Genomic DNA, 18815 nt, shown 5'->3' with positions numbered 1-18815 from the left:
TAAATGTAAGGAGAGGAGAATGCACATGGATCCTTTAGATATAATGATGCATGTAGATAAAATAAAACCGCATTTTCAGGCAATTTTTAGCGCTGACAGTCATGAAGTGGTTGGCTACGAAGTGCTGGGGCGATTGGAATTGGATGATCAATCTATTCGTCTAGGTCCTTTTTTTCGTGATCCCAATGTTCCGGATGATTTCAAAATGGAGATGGATCAGAAAATACAAGATCTTGCATTGCAGCAATATTTGGAACAAGGGATGGATGAACAACTCTATATTAATGTTCATGCAGATTATTTTGCTTCTGATAAAGAAGACGAATATTTAGAGCATTTATTTGCTTATCAAGAAAAAGGCCTTGATCTTTCGAAAATCATTATCGAAATTACCGAACACCATTTCGCAGGGGATATCGAAATGCTGTTACATACGTTTAAATACTTAAAAACATTGGGTATAAAAATAGCAATCGATGATTTAGGAAGAGGATCGAGTAATTTAGATCGGATCAGTTTGATGGAGCCGGATATTCTTAAAGTTGACTTAGAAGCATTACAGAATGAATCCATGTCGACAGCGTTCCACGGTATTATTTACTCTCTGTCCTTACTTTCACGTAAGCTGGGTGCTGAGTTGCTATTTGACGGTATTTCATCTAACTACCACTTCCATTATGCTTGGCGAAATAATGGTCGGTTTTATCAAGGTAGCTTTTTAGCTGAACCCGTTAATCACTTTGTCGAAAAAGATCGTCTCAAAGACCGCTTTCGTCAAGACATTCAGCAATTTATCCAAGTGGAACGTGCAAAGCTTACAACAAAATTTCAACTGACAACGACATTAAATCATCAAGTGCAAGAGAAATGGAAATTAATAAAGAAAAGCAAAACTCTTGATGAACAAGTAGATGACTTAGCCAAAGAAATGGAGCATATTTTCTTTCGAATCTATGTGACAGATGAAGACGGTTTTCAAAAAACAGTAAACTTTATTCACCTGGGACATGATTGGGTATGGGATGAGACTGTTAAAGGGAAAAATTGGAGCTGGCGTCCATACTTTATCGAGAATGTGATCCGGATGAAGGAAGAAAAAACAGGTTTTTTATCTGAGCTCTATAATGACATTGAGACAGGAGAAAGGATTCGCACGTTTTCTTTTCCGTTAGACGAGACACTTTATTTATTTATGGATGTCTCCCCAATGTATTTAGATGAGCATCAAGATTTATTGTGGTAAGAGGGAGGTACCTCAGTTGGCGTCTCAACAAGCAATGATTATCGTAAATCCTAGTTCGGGCCGGGAAAAGGCACAACAATTCAAAGATGATATAAGGGAAATATTAGAGCACCATGATTACGAGGTTTTAGTAAGAGAGACGGAAAAAGCAAACGATGCATTACAATTTGCTGAAGAAGCAAGTCAGTTAAAAATAGACCTTGTTTCTGTGTTAGGTGGAGATGGGACTGTTAATGAAGTGATTAATGGATTGGCGGAAAAGGAGCATCGGCCAATGCTTCATATTATTCCGTTGGGAACGGTCAATAACTTTGCTAAAGCTCTTGATATTCCTTTGAAGCCGGAGGAAGCTATTCAGGTGTTAAATGAAATGAATGCAAGGCCAATCGATGTCGGCAAAATAAACGACCACTATTTCATGAATTTAGTTAATATAGGTGCTATTGCTGAAGCTACCTACCAAGTTTCAGCAGAACAAAAATCTAAGTTAGGACCACTTGCTTATTTTATCGAAGGGGTCAAAAAGTTTTCGGAACATGACATCTTTACTGCGGAAATTGAGCACGATCAGGAGAAGGAACAGTACCAAGTGATTTTAATCATAATTGCTGTTACGGATACGGTCGCTGGAATCCAGCACGTATTATCAGAGGCTGAAGTGGATGATGGCTACTTACATGTTTATGCTATCAAGGATTTGACCAACTTGGAAAGTGTCTCGATGTTGACTCAATTTGTAAATGGTTCGCTAAAGGATCAACAGCAAGTAGCCTATTGGAAAACAAAAGAGATTTCTGTTCATACAACCCCTTCCAAAATAACGAATATTGACGGAGACGAAGGAGAGTCCACACCGATCAACCTCTCCGTCTTAAAACAGCATATTAACATTTTGACAAAAAACACCTGATACAGGTGTTTTTTGTGTTTAGTAAAGAAAGCATCAACATGATATCCAACTTTTTAGTTGTGGTTATATGGACATGTGTCATGTACTACCAGCAATACTTTCTTGCAGTTTTTTCGAAGAGACTTGAAAACAGTCATAGTGGGAAGTGGAGCTTCCTTTATGTATAAACCAACACATTTTTGCCCGGTGATCGGTGATAGAGTTTCTGGAGGAATGGTATATTATACGCATAGCTTCGAATGCTTTTTTGTTAGTTAAGGCAAAAAAGTATCATTGTTGGAAAAGGTGATCAATGCTATCATTTTGAAAACGCTTCCTGACAAAAGAGCTAATAAGGAGGAATGTAGAAAAAATGAGAAACAATAGCCATCATTTCATCGATAGTAACCAAGTGAAATCCGACGTATATAATTTTAATTATGATTGGCGGTTTAAGCTGGCAGATTGTTTTCCGTTACAAGTGGCATTGAACACATGGAAAGATCAAAACGGAAAATATTTTTATGAGAAGGAATACGAAGAACAAGAATGGCAAACAGTGGGTATTCCTCACACTTATAATGACAGAGATTTATTTGAAGCAAGAATTGAGGATGCTGGCAGTGGTCAGAAACGGACCTTTGCGTTCTACAGAAAATGGTTTAAATTACCTGCGAAACATAACAGCAAAAAAGTGATGATTGAATTGGAAGGAATTCGTCAAACATGTTATCTGTATGTGAATGGCGAAATGGCAGGTTATTATGAGGCTGGTGTAGCTCCTTTTGGGTTCGATCTTACGCCATACATACACGATAAGGAAGACAATTTAATTGCTATTGCGACCGATAATACATCATCCAGAAATTTAGATCACTTTGCTGCGGAAACACCTAATAACGATGGAGCGATACCTGGTGCATTCATTGCATCGCTTCAACCAGAGACTATATCGGAGGATAAACGAGGAGTAGGGTATTTTTGGAATGCTAATGATTTCAATCCTAGTATTGGTGGTCTTACGAAAAACATCAGGTTGCACGTTAAACCAAGACTACATATTACCTTACCGATATACAGTAATCTGCAGACAAAGGGTGTATATATTTATGGTTCTGATTTTGATATACAGAATAAAAAGGCAAAGATACATGTTCATGCGGAGATAAGAAACGAATCAGCGAGCGAGCAAGTAGTAACCTTAGTATCGATAATTTATGATCATAGCGGTAAGGAAGTAGCACAAACATCTTCAGCATCTATAACTGTACCACAGGCAAAGTCGCGCACTACTAATCCACCATTATCGATAGTTCCAAAGGATGCTTATAAAAGAACTGAAATGGGATATGCGCCTGTACCAGAAGATCAAGTGGCACCGACGGAAACAGATTCTGTAGAGGTCACACTCGTAAAAAACAGTACAACTGGATCTGATCTGCGCTTCTGGTCGCCGGATGATCCTTATTTATATACTGTACAAACATATTTGATCTGTAACGGTGAAGTGATGGATCAAGTAACAAACACTACTGGATTTCGGAAGGTTTCCTATCATTTTGAAACAGGACTGCAAATCAATGATCAACGAGTATGGTTAACGGGCTATGCACAGCGTGCTGCAAATGAGTGGGCGGCCATAGGGACTGCGGTGGATTGGTTAAAAGATGTCGATGCGCAATTAATTCGTGAAAGCAATGCGAACCATATCCGCTTTATGCATGTAGCTGGCAGTCCTGCAGATATTCGGTCATTTGACCGGTATGGCGTAGTTTGTACCCAACCAGCCGGCGACAAGGAAAGGGAAAATTTCGGGAGACAGTGGGATCAGCGTGTGGAGCTTATGAGAGATGTCATCATTTATTTTAGAAATAACCCGTCCATTTTGTTTTGGGAAGCTGGCAACAATTCGATTAATGCTGAGCATATGAAGGAAATGAGATTATTAAAAGAGAAGCTCGATCCCTGCGGTGGCAGATATATGGGCTGCCGCACGTTAAACACAGATGAAGTTTTACAAGAGGCGGAATATGTAGGCACTATGCTTAATCGCCATGCTGGTCGCTATCAGTCTGAACAAATGCCTGTCACCGAGACAGAATATCTGCGTGAGGAAGCACCAAGACGCGTCTGGGATGATTTTTCGCCACCAGATTTTGATTACGATAACCTTTGGTTGGGTCCAGGTGGACGAAAGCAAGTAGGGGCGGATTGTCATGATCTTACTTCAGAGGATCTCGCACTCTGTGCGGCAAAAGGTTATGCAGAATTCTTCCATGATCGCATTGGTGGAGCTTCTGGTAAGAATTATTATGCTGCTGCAGCGGCATTATGCTGGACAGATTCCGCTCAGCACGGAAGGCAATCGGCGAGCGAAAATGCCAGGATGAGCGGTCGTGTTGATCCGGTGCGAATAAAAAAGCAAAACTTTGATGTATTCCGAACGATACAGTCACCGGAGCCAATGGTCCACATTGTCGGACACTGGAATTACCCTGCGTTTGATGGCAATAACTATCGCTATCCAGTAAAAGAATTTGATGGAACTTATTGGCGTAAAAATGGTGAATTTCAATTTAGAAATCCACGTGACAAAACCGTATATGTCATGGGCAGTTACGGTATTGCCAAAATTAATCTGTATATTAATAACCAGTTACTGGCAACGTGTGATCAACCGTTAGATACGTTTGTGTTTGCTTTTCCTCATGTTGATATTACGCAGTCGGGATCCATTACTGCTGTTGGCTACGATTATCAAGGAAAGCAAGTTACAAGTGATAGAGTGCATACCGTATTGGAGCCAACTAAAATAAAGCTTACAACCTATACCGGTGAACGAGGGTTATTAGCAGACGGAACCGATATAGCTTATGTAGATGTGGAGGTGGCAGATAATCATGATCGGGTACATCCTCTAGCAAACGATAAAATTGAATTTGTACTAGAAGGCAAGGGAGTCTTTCTTGGAGGCTATAATAGTGGAAGATTTAAAGGTTATGGAAGAAATGATAGTGTCATCCATCAACATTATGTTTATGCAGAGTGCGGTAATAATCGTGTATTTATCCGATCAACGGATCAAGCTGGTTTAATCAAATTGACAGCTAAAATGAAAGGGTTACCTGATCAAAGTGTTGAGATTATTAGTCAAGCCGCTGATACAAGACCACTGTCACTTGACTACCCTCAATATGTACCGGCATCTATTAGGCAATCTGGCAATCGACGCTATTCATTTGAAACAATAGCTGAGGCAGATGCTGTTAAATATCAAGAGCCGGATCATATCTATTGTAAAGTTGTAGTGAACGGGCAAGAACCAAACACCTATGGCATTCTCAGTATCTATGAACATGGCAGTGTCTACAGTCCGCTATTGTTTATTCTCGAGAGTATGAAGCGGGATTTTTCTCATTTATTTGACTATCACTATGATGAACAGAATGGGGTATTAACGATAAAATCAGAAGGGAGAACAGTAATAGCAGAACAAGGTAGGACACATCTTTTGGTAGATGGTGAAGAAAATCTATTAAATGGGGAGCCGTATAAGGATTCAAATGAAGCTTTTATCGTGGAAATTAATGCCGTTATATCTTATATCAAAGGTGTCATTTCCTGTTATGACGAGAAGGCAAGCTTGTTTCGAATAAATATAGCTGATTAGAAGGGAGTAATAAATAATGTCAACTAACGTGAAGTTATCTTGGTTAGATCAGAAACCTGGTGTCAACCGGGGGGTAACATGGGGAATACCTTGGGAGAAAGGGCATTTAAAGAAAACAGATTCCTTAACATTAATGGATAGCATGGATACAGAGATTCCACTTCAATCATGGCCGACAGCATACTGGCCAGATGGCAGTGTGAAATGGACAGCACATGCGGTATCCCTAATGGATGATAGCTTGGCAGAATCCTATCAGGTAAAAAAAGGGGAAGCTGCCACCCTTGAGCATCCTCTGATTGTAACAGAGTCTAATCAATTTATCGAAATCAACACCGGTGATCTGACTTATATCGTAAATAGGTCAGGTGAACAAATTATCAGCCAGGTACACGATGGTGAACAGCTTGTGTGTGAAGGTGGATATTTGAAAGGGATAAAAGAATCCTCGGCTGATACCGATGGCGTTGTGATAACAAAACAGGAAGCTTTCTACAGTGATATAAATAGCGTAATTGTCGAACAAAGTGGTCCAGTAAGAGCAGTCGTGAAGGTTACAGGACGGCATAAAGTTGTTACAGATCAGCGTAAATGGCTGCCCTTTACGTTAAGGTTATATTTTTACAAGGGTCAATATACGATGAAAGCGGTGCATACGTTTATCTATGACGGTAATCCACATCAAGATTTTATCAAAGGGATCGGGATTGATTTCCAAATACCAATGGAAGGACCATTATATAATCGCTATCTCCGGTTTGCTGGTGATGATGGCTTCTTTCATGAATCACCTAAAGGGATGCTTACCTGGCGTACAAAAGGACGTTACGAAACCCTTTATCAAGACCAAATGGAAGGCAAGCCGATTCAATTTTTGGATGATGATCAACCTTTTGTCAACTTGCTCGATGATGCGGCAACTTGGGGAAATTATAAGTTGGTCCAGCATTCTGCAGATAGTTATGCTATATCCAAACAAACGAAAAATGGATGTTCCTGGGTACATGCTGTTTCCGGAAATCGTGCTAATGGTGTTACTTATGTTGGAAGTGAATCAGGTGGGATGGCCATTGGCGTGCGTCACTTCTGGAAAAAACATCCATCCTCATTTGAAGTAAAAGATTTAGCTAAGCGAACAAGTACATTATCGACATGGTTCTGGTCACCTGAGGTTCCGTCGATGGATATGAGGCATTATGATACCGATACACATGTGAAATCTTCCTATGAAGGTGCAGAAGAATTCCGCAGTACGCCATACGGGGTGGGCAATACCAATGAAATCACCGTGGGATTCTACTCATCTACGCCTGATCAGAAGGAGTTGCAGTCATTTGTCCTTGAGAAAGAATCTCCTGCGCTGCTGGTATGTGAGCCGGCTTATTATCATCGAACCAGTGCATTAGGCGTTTGGAGTGTAAAGGATGAAAGTACTCCGACAAAAGCAAAGCTTGAACAAGCGCTTGATGAAGTAGTTCAATTCTACATGAATGAGGTGGAACAACGAGGGTGGTACGGTTTTTGGCATTACGGTGATGTGATGCACAGCTATGATCCGATCCGTCACGTGTGGAAATATGACTTAGGTGGCTGTGCGTGGCAGAACACAGAGTTAGCTCCCAACTATTGGCTTTGGTATATGTTCCTGCGGTCTGGCCGTGATGATATTTTTCGTTTTGCAGAGGCAATGACAAGACATACAAGTGAAGTAGATGTATATCATATCGGCGAATATACTGGTTTGGGATCCAGACATAATGTCGTTCACTGGGGCTGCGGCTGTAAGGAAGCACGAATTGGTGCTGCTGGATTGCATAAAATTTATTATTATCTGACAGCAGATGAACGGATTGGCGACATCATGGACGAAGTAGTGAATGCCGATTACACGACAGAGCATTTACCACCTATGCGGGCGTATTATCCTAAGGATCATTTCCCGACTCACGTAAGAAGTGGCCCTGACTGGGCAGCATTTTGCTCTAACTGGTTAACACGGTGGGAACGTTATGAGGATACGTCATTCCGTGATAAAATGCTGACAGGCATTGATTCGTTAAAAAATATGCCGTATCGCTTGCTGACAGGGCCGGTATTCGGTTATGAACCAAGGACTGGCGAATTAATGTTCTTCGGTCATGAAAACCATGGACATCACTTAATTATGAGTATGGGTGGTGCACAGGTCTGGATGGAATTAGCCGAGGTATTAGAAGATCCGGAATGGTTGGATATGCTAGCAGAGTTTGGTGCATTTTATAACCTGCCCACAGAAGAAAAAGCGAAACAAACAGGTGGAGCAATTCCAGGCGACAAACCCTGGGGAACGTCGATGCTTTCCTCCACGTTAGTGGCGTTTGCTGCAGCATATAAGCGAGATCCGCAATTGGCGAAAGAGGCGTGGCAATATTTATTAGAAGACGATACTCACTGGCAGATCAAATCACCCTTAAAGATAAATAGAACCAACGATTACGTAAAACCAATCTCAGAAGTGAAAAACATATCCACTAACACAGCTTCGCAATGGTCGCTAAACGTAATTGTCTGTCTGGAACTGATTGGTCAGTATTTGGAACCCGCTATGCAAGAAAATACAACTTTGGCAAATAAGTATTAACTTGTAAAGGACAACCGTATGCAATATTCAAAAATTGCATATTGCAGGAAAGGTGTTCGCCCTTTATAGTGTCATTATAGTTGATAAGGGGGAATGCCTTTCTGTCGAATCAATAAAGTGAGACTTTAATCAGTGGAGGGGTGACCCGCACTGATTGCTAGCGAAACTAATAGGAAGTTATCGTCCGATTATTCCCCACTTAACTTCTTATTTAGCTCTCGAATTTTGAAGTGGAGGTATTACGGACGGTTAGCGCCGTGATAAAACGAGAATATATTAGAACACCTTTCGTTACGTTATAATTTTGTTATAAATGGTAGAGCATGTACGGATATCGATCATGAAGGCTCCGGCATGATGCGAAGTGGCTGGCTGGGGGGTATAAACTTGCATAATGAGAACTTCACATTCCCCCTGTGTTTTGTAAACAATTTTAAATCTTTTCCTCACTTTATGTAAAAGCGCTTACAATTATGGTAATATAAATGTTGTGAGGTGGGGAAAATGGAATTCAGAAAAGTGATGACAAATTGGAAATACTGGTTTTTAAATCGTTGGCAAAGCAATTATTTTCGTAAAAGTTTTCTATTAATTCTGTTTATTACATCGATTCCAGGCATTATATCCGGTATTGCTATTTATACATTTGGCTTAGATTCGACAGAAAATGAATTGCGAAAAGTGCATGTAGAAGAAATAGATGAGCGCGCACAAAATATTGATGACCAACTAAACTATCTGGAAGAATCACTTACATATTGGGCGTATGAGCCAACCTTTAATTATCAATTGATTACAACAGATTTTGTGTATGAGTTTCAAACAACTAGAGATATTATGCAGAAATTGTTAATTCTTGAAGGTAGTCAGCCGCTGATTAGTCATGTGGATCTCTTTGTGGAAACACAAGATGGTCCGGTACTGTTTACACCGTATATGAACAAAATTAACGATCAGAAGCAGCAAGATGCTTATCATAGTTTTTTGGATTCATCGACTAATATTTCATGGTATCACAATGAGAAGCAGTTTGAGGAAACTGAGTATGCAAATAATTTACTATTAGCTCATCAGATTCCTGGAGTAGTAAACAGTTCATTCGGTGCAATAGTTGTTTCGCTCGATAAGAAAAGTCTAACGCAAACATTGGAAACATTAACACCCTATAGTAATGGTGTAACTCTGTTAATGAACGAAAATAATGAATTATTATTGTCGACTGAGAAGTCTGCTGATCAAGCATTTACCAAGAGGTTAGTTTCGATGTTTGCAAATAAGGAACAGTCTGATCGTTCCTTTCAAATGGATTGGGATGACAAAACATACTCTGTTTCATTCGGAACATTCAATCGAGTCGGTTCTGAGTGGACCTATGTATCTGCAGCACCGATATCAGCTATTACAACCCCAATTATCACGATCTCTAAAGTTATCTTAATTGCCAGTTTGACGGTGCTGGGTTTAGCATTTCTCCTGACATGGTTTGCGTCCAACCGCTTGTATCAGCCGGTCAGAAATCTAGCAAGCAGTTTTACAACTGCAAATTCTATGGAAGAAAAAGGCCCGAAAGACGAATTTAAACAAATTAGAGACCGCATTGATACCTTAACCTTTGAGAGTGAGCAATTGGAGCGAAGAATATCGAAACAAATACCGCAATTAAGACAAAATTTCCTTATCCAGTTAACGAAGGGATATTTATATGATTTCGATGAATATGCTCTAAAGAGAAGGATGGAGAATTACCGGTGGAAAGTGGACGATACTTCCTTTGTATTACTCGATATTCAATTAACAGGCATCGTTGCCAATGAAGAAAGAAAATACGAGGATGATAGTTTACTAGCCTTTGCTATGGCGAATATTGCAGAAGACGTTACGAAAGAGTACATTGAACAATACGCCGTTCTCAATCAATATGATATGACGGCAACAATTTTTTTAATTGTACCTGATCATATTTCGAATGTATCTGATTTATTACGCAGTCTGAGTGATGATATCACGAATTCGATTAACCGTGTCTTATCACGTTATGTCACGATCACGATCAGTTCAAAAACACCTAAGATCAAAGATATTAATTTTCTGTTTGAAGAAATTGGAAGGGTCAAACGTTTCCGAGATTTTCATAATCAGAATCAGGTTCTTATGTTAAATGAAGTCGAAGAGCATGTTACAGGTCACCAATTATTCTATCCATTTGAAATGGAAAAAGAAATTATCCAATCGATCAGGAGAGGGAAAATTAATGAAACAGAGACGCTAATCCGTCAATTCTTTGATCAGCTACTCGAGAATAGTACGAAAGAGGTTAGTGTGCAAGCTGGCATGATGCAGCTATACAGTGCCATTCAACACGAAATATTACTTTCCGGTGTAGATCCCGTCATTTTATTTAAAGGACGGAATATGTATGAAGAACTAGCGCAACTTCGAGAAATGGGATGGGTAATCAAGTGGTTGATAGAGCAAGTCATAACGCCATATATTCATTATTTAGAAGATAATATGAATATGGAAATGAAGATGGTTGTCGATAAGATTGTATCCTACATCGAAAAGCACTATATGGAAGACATTTCACTGGAAAGTTGTGCAGAGTATGTCAATGCTACCTCTTATACGATCAGTAAGGCTTTTAAAAAAGTGCACGGTGTTAATTTTATTGATTATTTGACGAAGTTACGACTCGATAAAGCAAAAGAACTCTTAGTACAAACGAATATGAAAATAAATGAAATTGCAGAAGAAGTGGGCTACAGACATAGTTATTTTAATAGAATCTTTAAAAAACATGTAGGCTTGCCTCCAAGTCAATATCGTAAATCAAGGGCAAGTAATTCTTAGGAGGAATACAAGTGGATGAATTATATCAACAATTTCTTCAACCAGCATCAGAGTTTGCACCAATGCCGTTCTGGTTTTGGAATGACCGACTTGATAAAGACGTGTTACGGCAGCAAATAGAAGATTTTCAACAAAAAGGGGTAGATGGCTTCGTATTACACCCGCGTAAAGGGATCCCCGAACAGACCAAATATTTGTCAGAAGAATTTATGGAATATGTCCAGTTCGCAGTGAAGGAAGCAGCTAATCGAAATATGCACGTGATATTATATGATGAAGCGATGTATCCTTCAGGTGCTGCTAATGGAAAAGTAGTGGAACAGGAACCGACATTTGCAAGCAGAGGCTTAAAGGCAGAGGTGATCAATGATTGGGACCGACCTGCAGAAGTGCCACTGGAGTCAGGCGATCGAATCGTCGCTGTGTATATAGCATTGAAAAAAGAAAGTGGTGGGTATGATGCTCGCCATACGACATGCCTCTATCCGTTAAATGCCCAAGTAGTAAAGGTTGATCAAGAAAAGGCCGCGGTTCCAGCAGAAGTGATTCATTCTTTCTTCCAGGCAAACAATCGTAAAAAAGATGATTATGCATGTCTTTTTTTAATAGAAGGGTATACAGAAGGGACAATTCGTGGCGTGCATCCGGATCAAGATGATGGTGAAAGAAATGCTCCACCCTCTGCTGATTTATTGAATCCAGCCGCTGTTCAATCCTTTATCGATTTAACTCATGAAAGGTATAAAGAAAAAGTAGGAAATTACTTTGGGAATACGATCTTTGCTATGTTTACGGATGAGCCTGACATTACCGGAAGAAATGCAAAGCGTGGTTACCTGGCATGGACGAAGCGGTTTGAAATTTATCTGTATCAAGAAGGACTTCATGTTGAAGACTTGCCTGGATTATTTTTTGATATAGGAGCGGAAACGTCTAGGATCAGGCAAACATATCATAAGGCGATAGACAAACGAATGCTCGAAAGCTACTACATACCAATAGCAAAATGGTGTAAAGAAAATAACTTGTATTTAACTGGTCATCCAGCAAAAAGTGATGATATCGGTTTGTTGAAGCCTTTTACTATTCCAGGTCAGGATGTTGTTTGGAGATGGGTAGCGCCGGAAGATGGCAAAGGTATTACTGGTGAGCATTCTACTGCCGGTAAGTGTGGCAGTGATGCAGCCAGACATTATGGCCGTAGAAGAAACTTAAATGAATATCTCGGTGTCTGTGGGTTGGATAACAGTTGGAATTTATCCGCTTCTGATATGAAGTGGTATACCGATTGGTTAGCAGTAAGAGGTGTTAACTTATTTTGTCCCCATGCCTTTTACTATTCAGTTGAGGGGAGAGAAAGAAGTCATGAACGTCCGCCAGATGTAGGATTGAATAATGTGTGGTGGCCATACTACTCCTACTTCAGTACGTATATCAAACGGATTAGCTGGCTCATGGCAGATAGTGTTAATCAGACGGAGATCGCAATTTTGGCACTTGATCATTATATACCTTGGAAAGTGGCTGCGACCTTTTATCAAAATCAAATGGAATTTAATTATGTACATGAATCACTATTTAAAGACGGGCAAGTCATGGTAAAGAATGGTCGTCTGCTAATTGGTGAACAATCATATCTAGCTGTTGTAGTCGATGAGTTGGAATGGTCACAGTTTGATAACAGTGTTTTGAATCAATTAAAGCTTTTTGCTGATCAAGGAGGTAACGTCTATGTTGTTTCCAACACACAACAGCTTCCGGACTTTAAAACAATTGATGTAGCTATTGAAGATCATAAGTCTTTACTAGAACAGCTAACAATGCATCGTTATGCTGATCTAACAGGAGATCACCAAGATCTACGAATAACGAAAGTCAAAAAAGATGGTCGCCTATTTTACTTTATGACGAATGAAGGAGACAACAATTACGAGGGTAGTATCCAGTTTAGGGCTGATCAGCCTGATGAACAATGGAACCCTTGGACAGGTGAAAGAAGTTTACTAGTTAAATCAGCTGACAATAGCTACTATTTAACTCTCCCAAGAAGAGAATCCATTATTTGGGCAGCTGGTCATGGATCTGGCACGATAGAAACGCAAGTGAAGCCGATGGTTGTAGCGAAAGAATGGACGCCTACATTACAGCTCCTAAACCAAAAGGATGCTTGGAATCGAACAGAGCTACTGGATTGGGCAAAGTGTGAGGAGTTGCAGTATTTCTCAGGTGCAATGGAATATCAATTTAACTTTGATTATGATGGGGAAGATGTCGAGAAGCTAGTGATTGATCTAGGAGAGGTACATGAAATAGCGGAAGTAACTTTGAACGATTCACCAGCAAAGGTGAAAATGTGGTCCCCTTATAGCGTGGCATTTTCCTCAGATTATTTGCTGAACGGAAAAAACACATTGCACATTTCTATCACCAATAACAGTGCAAATGAAATGGATCATCAAATATTGCCTTCAGGATTATTTGGACCAATAAAAATAATAGGGAAAAGGAATGAGTAAATGAAATCGAGTATTTTTTTGGCAAGTGATTCTACTTGTCAAACCTACCCAAAGGAACAAGTACCTCAAGCGGGGTGGGGTCAATTCCTGGCAGCGTATATACCAGGATACACGATTCGTAATCATGCTATTGGTGGCAGGAGTTCAAGAACGTTTATTGAAGAAGGTAGATTAAAAGATATCGAGAAGGAGCTGCAAAAAGGTGATTATCTGCTGATCCAAATGGGCCATAATGATGCAACAAAGGAAAAACCAGAAAGATACACCGACCCTTATACGGATTACAAACATTATTTAAAGCAGTATATTGAAGCAGCAAGATCTCATGATGCGACGCCTGTACTAATTACGCCGGTAGCACGCTTGCATTATGTTTCAGGTGAATTTTTAATAGATTTTAACGATTATTGTAATGCTATGAAAGAAGTGGCGGAAGAAGAGGAATGTCTCTTACTCGATTTAATGTCGTTAAGCATTGCACATCTGACAGAAGTCGGATTCAATCAAGCGACTACGTACTACATGCTAGATGTGAATGGAACCGACCATACTCATTTTACAGAGAAAGGCGCAAACCAAATTGCTGTTATCATTGCGGAACAATTACAAATGATAGTTACAAATTGATTAATCTTGAGCCCCTTACCGATTAAGTAGGGGGATTTCTTCTTTTATACGTTAAGGAAGAATAATAAATCGATCATAAGTAATCATGCTGAGCAATGAAAATGGGTTCTCATAAGATGGATTATGGAATCTAAAGTTTTTTTACAAAATGGTAATGTTGATATACTTTATCTGCTTAGCAAAGCTCCGGAAATAGGCTCCGCAGGACGCGGAGTGGTTGGACGGAGCGGTATCCCAGCACTTGAAACATTTCAAAATTACCGTACCGCTATGCAGTTTACATAATCCATATTATAGGTAGTTGTATATTGTTTTGTTAGTTAGGACCAGGTGAACTTTCTCGTTTTTTCTTAAGCTATAAAATACATACAATTTTGCCTCTGTGCGGAAAATCAGCTTCTGGCTAGTGATTAAGCGTTTTGTGGTACTGTGCAAAAAAGTGTTAATCTGCTATAAAAGTGATATTTCTTTTGTGTAAACCCTTACAATAACTAAGGGGATGGATGAAAATTGGTAAGTAGACAAAAATTGAATATTGATGGAAAAATGAAAGCGTTTTATATTTAGTTTATCGAGACACATTACTTCCTTTCCAAATTTCAATAAAGAAAGGGTGGATGATGAAAGGTGTAGAAATAGAAATTAGTAATGTGCTCGTCAAAAACTTGTCAAACTATGGGAGGGTCAAGATGAAAGCAAAATGGTTTCGTTACGTTATTTTAGCATTTTTAGTTGTAGGAATTTTATTAGTCGCTGGTTGTAGTGATGATAGTGAAACAGCGGGCAATGATTCAGGTGGAGATTCAGATGGGGAAAGCTCTGGTGAAAAAATGAACTTGCGTGTGTTCGTACCAACTTTTTCCACCGAACCACCTACTGATGACAGTCCAGTACTTAAGAAAATTGAAGAGTACACCAATAAAGACATTACGATGGAATGGGTGCCAAACAGTAACTTGGAAGACAAATTCAACATCACCTTATCGTCTGGTGATCTTCCGCATGTGATGTATGTACCTAGTAAATCGCCAAGTTTTATTAGTGCAGTAGAAGATGGAGCATTCTGGGAGATAGGACCTTATCTGGAGGACTATCCGAACTTAAGTCAGGCAAATGATATCATCCTAAATAATAGTTCTATTAACGGCAAGGTTTATGGTATGTACCGTGCTCGGGATTTAGGGCGAAATGGTGTAATTATTCGTAAAGACTGGTTGGAGAATCTAGGATTAGAAGAACCGAAGACAATCGATGAATTCTATAATATGTTAAAAGCGTTTACAGAAGAAGATCCTGATGGAAATGGACAAGATGATACGTACGGTATGGTAGTTTCTAAATATGAAGGACCGTGGGATGTTATGCAAACATGGTTCGGCGTTCCTAATAAATGGGGCGAAGATGAAAATGGTGAACTTTATCCAGCATTTATGGATGATAACTATATGGAAGCCTTAAATTTCTTTAAAAAATTGTATGATGAAGGTCTTGTTAACGAAGACTTTGCGGTAATGGATCCTGCACAATGGTCAGAACCAGTTGTTGCTGGTGAAGCGGGCGTTCAGGTTAATGTACTTGATGAAGGTCACCGTATTCAAGAGAAAATTGTTGATGCAAATCCGGATAACGCGGATCCAATCACTGTAATTAAATCGGTAGAAACGGAAGCAGGATTAAACAATTTACCGACTTCTGGGTATTCCGGTATGCTTGCTGTATCGAAAACATCAGTAAAATCAGAAGAAGAATTGAAGCAAGTATTGGATTTCCTTGACAAAATGAATGATGAGGAAGCACAAATTCTAGCTGAAAATGGTATCGAGGGACAACATTATGAAATTGTTGATGGAAAATATGAATCGAAAATAACAGATGATGCAGCTCTTAAAGCAGAAGTTGACGGTTTCAACCAAATGCTTATGTATCTTCCTGAACCTAAATCTCTTAAAGCAGAATCAACTCCTTTACGTGAGCTGGAAGAAACATTAAAGGTTGAGAATGAAGATATCGTCGTAGCGAATCCAGCAGAATCCTATATTTCCGAAGTTTATTCGAAAAAAGGCCAACAGCTGGACAATATCATTATCGATGCTCGTATTAAATATATTGTTGGTCAGATTGACGAAGCAGGGCTTGAGGAAGCGGTAGAACGCTGGAAGAGCTCTGGTGGTACAGAATACATGGAAGAAATCAACCAATTACATCAAGATGCTCAATAATTGATGCTGAAAAGGTGAAATAGATAAAAGCAGGTGATAAGAGCCTGCTTTTATCCTTATCAGCAGTAACCATTCAAATTTTAGAGTAAGAGGGGATTCGATGGAAAATGTACAAGAGCAATCAGTGAAAGCTGTAGATCAGCCGAGAAAGAAAAGTAAATGGAATCAGATATTGAAAGAGAAATGGCTCTACCTCATGGTTCTGCCAGGTTTAATATACTTTATTTTATTTAAATATGTACCGATGTGGGGAATCGTCATTGCTTTTCAGGATTATTCACCCTTCCTCGGTGTATGGAACAGTGAATGGGTAGGATTTGAACATTTTCAATATTTCTTTTCCAATCCAGATTTTTTCCGATTGTTACGGAATACGTTTATTTTAGCTCTATATGATTTGGTGTTCTTTTTTCCTGCTCCAATTATTTTATCGTTAATGCTGAATGAAATTCGTTTAAGTTTCTATAAACGTACCTTACAAACCTTAGTTTACGTCCCTCACTTTATGTCATGGGTAATCATTGCCAGTGTCAGCTATGTTTTCTTAACAACGGGTGGTGGTGTTGTAAACGAATTATTATCAGGTCTAATTGGTAAAGAAGTGAATTTCCTCTCCAGTCCAGATTGGTTCAGACCGATGATCATTGGACAGATTATGTGGAAAGAAACAGGATGGGGAACGGTTATTTTCTTAGCGGCATTAGCTAGTGTCGATCAGGAGCAGTACGAAGCTGCGATTGTAGACGGGGCTGGCCGATTCCGTAGACTTTGGCACGTTACGTTACCAGCATTACGCAGTACGATTGTCATTTTATTAATCTTGCGACTTGGTAACTTCTTAGATACCGGTTTTCAACAAATCTACTTAATGTCTAACTCATTAAACCGTAGCGTTGCGGATGTATTTGATACGTATGTGTATTTTGTCGGTATAACAGAAGGGGCATTTAGTTACAGTACAGCCGTAGGTTTGTTTAAATCAATTGTTGGTATCGTACTCATAGTCGGTGCAGACCGATTGGCGAAGAAGGTTGGCGAGAGTGGTTTATTTTAAATTTGAAATTGAACGAATGGAACTGGAGGTATGAAACATGCACCGTATGCATAATACTGGCCCAGGTAGGGTTTTTGATATTTTTAATCACATATTTTTAGCAATTGTAGGGATTGTCACCGTTGTTCCCTTTCTATATGTAGTTGGTGGTTCATTTGCAACAGAATCAGAAATTGCGAGCAGATCATTCTTTATCATACCAAACGAAATTACAACCAATGCTTATGATTATATATTCTCGACGAATGCAGTTCTTCGCAGTTTAGGCGTTTCTATTTTGGTAACGGTGATAGGAACATTGATAAGTATGATTTTGACATTAACAATGGCTTATCCGTTATCAAGAAAAAATATGGTAGGTCGAAATTTAATCTTGAATTTGATTCTCTTCTCCATGTTATTTAGTGGTGGAATGATTCCTACGTATCTTCTTGTAAAGAGTTTAGGTTTACTAGATTCGATTTGGGCATTAATTCTGCCGCTTGCGATCAATCCGTTTAACTTGATCATTGTAAAAACATTCTTCCAACAGCTTCCTGAAGAATTGGAGGATGCATCGAAAATAGATGGTTGTACGGAATTTCAAACATTCTGGCGAGTCATGCTGCCGTTATCTAAGCCTGTTATTGCTACGTTTACTTTGTTTTATGCTGTTTTTTATTGGAATGACTTTTTTCAAGCGTTATTGTATTTGACAGATACATCAAAATGGCCTATCCAATTATTATTACAGCAGTTAGTAATGGTAGCAAATACTGGTTTAGGTGACTTACAGGAGGCTTCCTTATATGAACCGCCAGAAGAGTCTGTCAAGCTTGCTGTAATTGTAGTTGCGACGGTTCCAATATTATTGTTTTATCCATTCTTACAGAAGCACTTTGCTAAAGGTGTCATGCTAGGCTCTGTGAAAGGATAATAGCAATGAATAAATATTAGCTCGGGCAGAAGATTCAAAAGGATGTTCAAAAAGGTCCGGAAAAACGCTGTGAATTTATGCGTTGGCTGGCATATATTTGTGTTACTTGATGCTACGCTGCATTGAATTTCTTGCGATTTGGTCCTCATTTTTGAACAAGCACTTCCATCCATTTATTCTGCCCGGGAATGAAAGATGAGAACAAATGACT

Annotated in this window: 10 protein-coding genes; all 10 read left to right on the top strand. The window is 39.3% G+C overall.

Going from position 1 to position 18815, the window contains the following annotated elements:
- Positions 1-25 precede the first annotated feature (25 nt).
- Positions 26-1243, top strand: coding sequence for an EAL domain-containing protein (locus tag MUN87_RS05835; RefSeq protein ID WP_244746749.1), 1218 nt, complete (start codon positions 26-28; stop codon positions 1241-1243).
- A gap of 16 nt (positions 1244-1259) precedes the next feature.
- On the top strand, positions 1260-2153 hold the full coding sequence (locus MUN87_RS05830) for a diacylglycerol/lipid kinase family protein (protein WP_244746748.1): 894 nt from the start codon (positions 1260-1262) through the stop codon (positions 2151-2153).
- Positions 2154-2505: 352 nt separating this feature from the next.
- The gene (locus tag MUN87_RS05825; protein WP_244746746.1) at positions 2506-5802 is read left to right on the top strand and encodes a glycoside hydrolase family 2 protein; all 3297 of its coding nucleotides are present in this window, start codon (positions 2506-2508) and stop codon (positions 5800-5802) included.
- Between the two features lie 16 nt (positions 5803-5818).
- Positions 5819-8422 (top strand): exo-rhamnogalacturonan lyase family protein, encoded by a 2604-nt coding sequence (locus tag MUN87_RS05820; RefSeq protein ID WP_244746745.1) that lies wholly within the window; start codon positions 5819-5821, stop codon positions 8420-8422.
- Positions 8423-8926: 504 nt separating this feature from the next.
- Positions 8927-11272, top strand: a complete 2346-nt coding sequence (locus MUN87_RS05815; protein ID WP_244746743.1) for an AraC family transcriptional regulator — start codon at positions 8927-8929, stop codon at positions 11270-11272.
- Positions 11273-11283: 11 nt separating this feature from the next.
- Positions 11284-13788 (top strand): hypothetical protein, encoded by a 2505-nt coding sequence (locus MUN87_RS05810; protein WP_244746741.1) that lies wholly within the window; start codon positions 11284-11286, stop codon positions 13786-13788.
- A complete protein-coding gene (locus tag MUN87_RS05805) occupies positions 13789-14415 on the top strand; it encodes a rhamnogalacturonan acetylesterase (RefSeq protein ID WP_244746739.1) in 627 nt (208 codons plus the stop codon). It begins immediately after the preceding gene.
- Between the two features lie 689 nt (positions 14416-15104).
- Entirely contained in the window at positions 15105-16634 is a 1530-nt protein-coding gene (locus tag MUN87_RS05800) for an extracellular solute-binding protein (protein ID WP_244746737.1), read from the top strand.
- Between the two features lie 100 nt (positions 16635-16734).
- Entirely contained in the window at positions 16735-17688 is a 954-nt protein-coding gene (locus MUN87_RS05795) for an ABC transporter permease (protein WP_244746735.1), read from the top strand.
- Between the two features lie 37 nt (positions 17689-17725).
- Complete coding sequence (locus MUN87_RS05790) at positions 17726-18604, top strand: carbohydrate ABC transporter permease (protein ID WP_244746734.1); 879 nt, start codon at positions 17726-17728, stop codon at positions 18602-18604.
- The last annotated feature ends 211 nt before the right edge of the window (positions 18605-18815 follow it).

The sequence above is a fragment of the Gracilibacillus salinarum genome (assembly GCF_022919575.1).
GTDB classification, from domain to species: domain Bacteria; phylum Bacillota; class Bacilli; order Bacillales; family Amphibacillaceae; genus Gracilibacillus; species Gracilibacillus salinarum.
Note: the sequence above shows the minus strand (reverse complement) of the source record. Positions and strands in the feature narration are given on the sequence as shown.

Coding starts and splice junctions, on each gene's coding strand:
- MUN87_RS05805 (WP_244746739.1), top strand. CDS start 13,789: ATGAAATCGAGTATTTTTTTGGCAAGTGATTCTACTTGTCAAACCTAC.
- MUN87_RS05815 (WP_244746743.1), top strand. CDS start 8,927: ATGGAATTCAGAAAAGTGATGACAAATTGGAAATACTGGTTTTTAAAT.
- MUN87_RS05835 (WP_244746749.1), top strand. CDS start 26: ATGGATCCTTTAGATATAATGATGCATGTAGATAAAATAAAACCGCAT.
- MUN87_RS05825 (WP_244746746.1), top strand. CDS start 2,506: ATGAGAAACAATAGCCATCATTTCATCGATAGTAACCAAGTGAAATCC.
- MUN87_RS05800 (WP_244746737.1), top strand. CDS start 15,105: ATGAAAGCAAAATGGTTTCGTTACGTTATTTTAGCATTTTTAGTTGTA.
- MUN87_RS05820 (WP_244746745.1), top strand. CDS start 5,819: ATGTCAACTAACGTGAAGTTATCTTGGTTAGATCAGAAACCTGGTGTC.
- MUN87_RS05790 (WP_244746734.1), top strand. CDS start 17,726: ATGCACCGTATGCATAATACTGGCCCAGGTAGGGTTTTTGATATTTTT.
- MUN87_RS05795 (WP_244746735.1), top strand. CDS start 16,735: ATGGAAAATGTACAAGAGCAATCAGTGAAAGCTGTAGATCAGCCGAGA.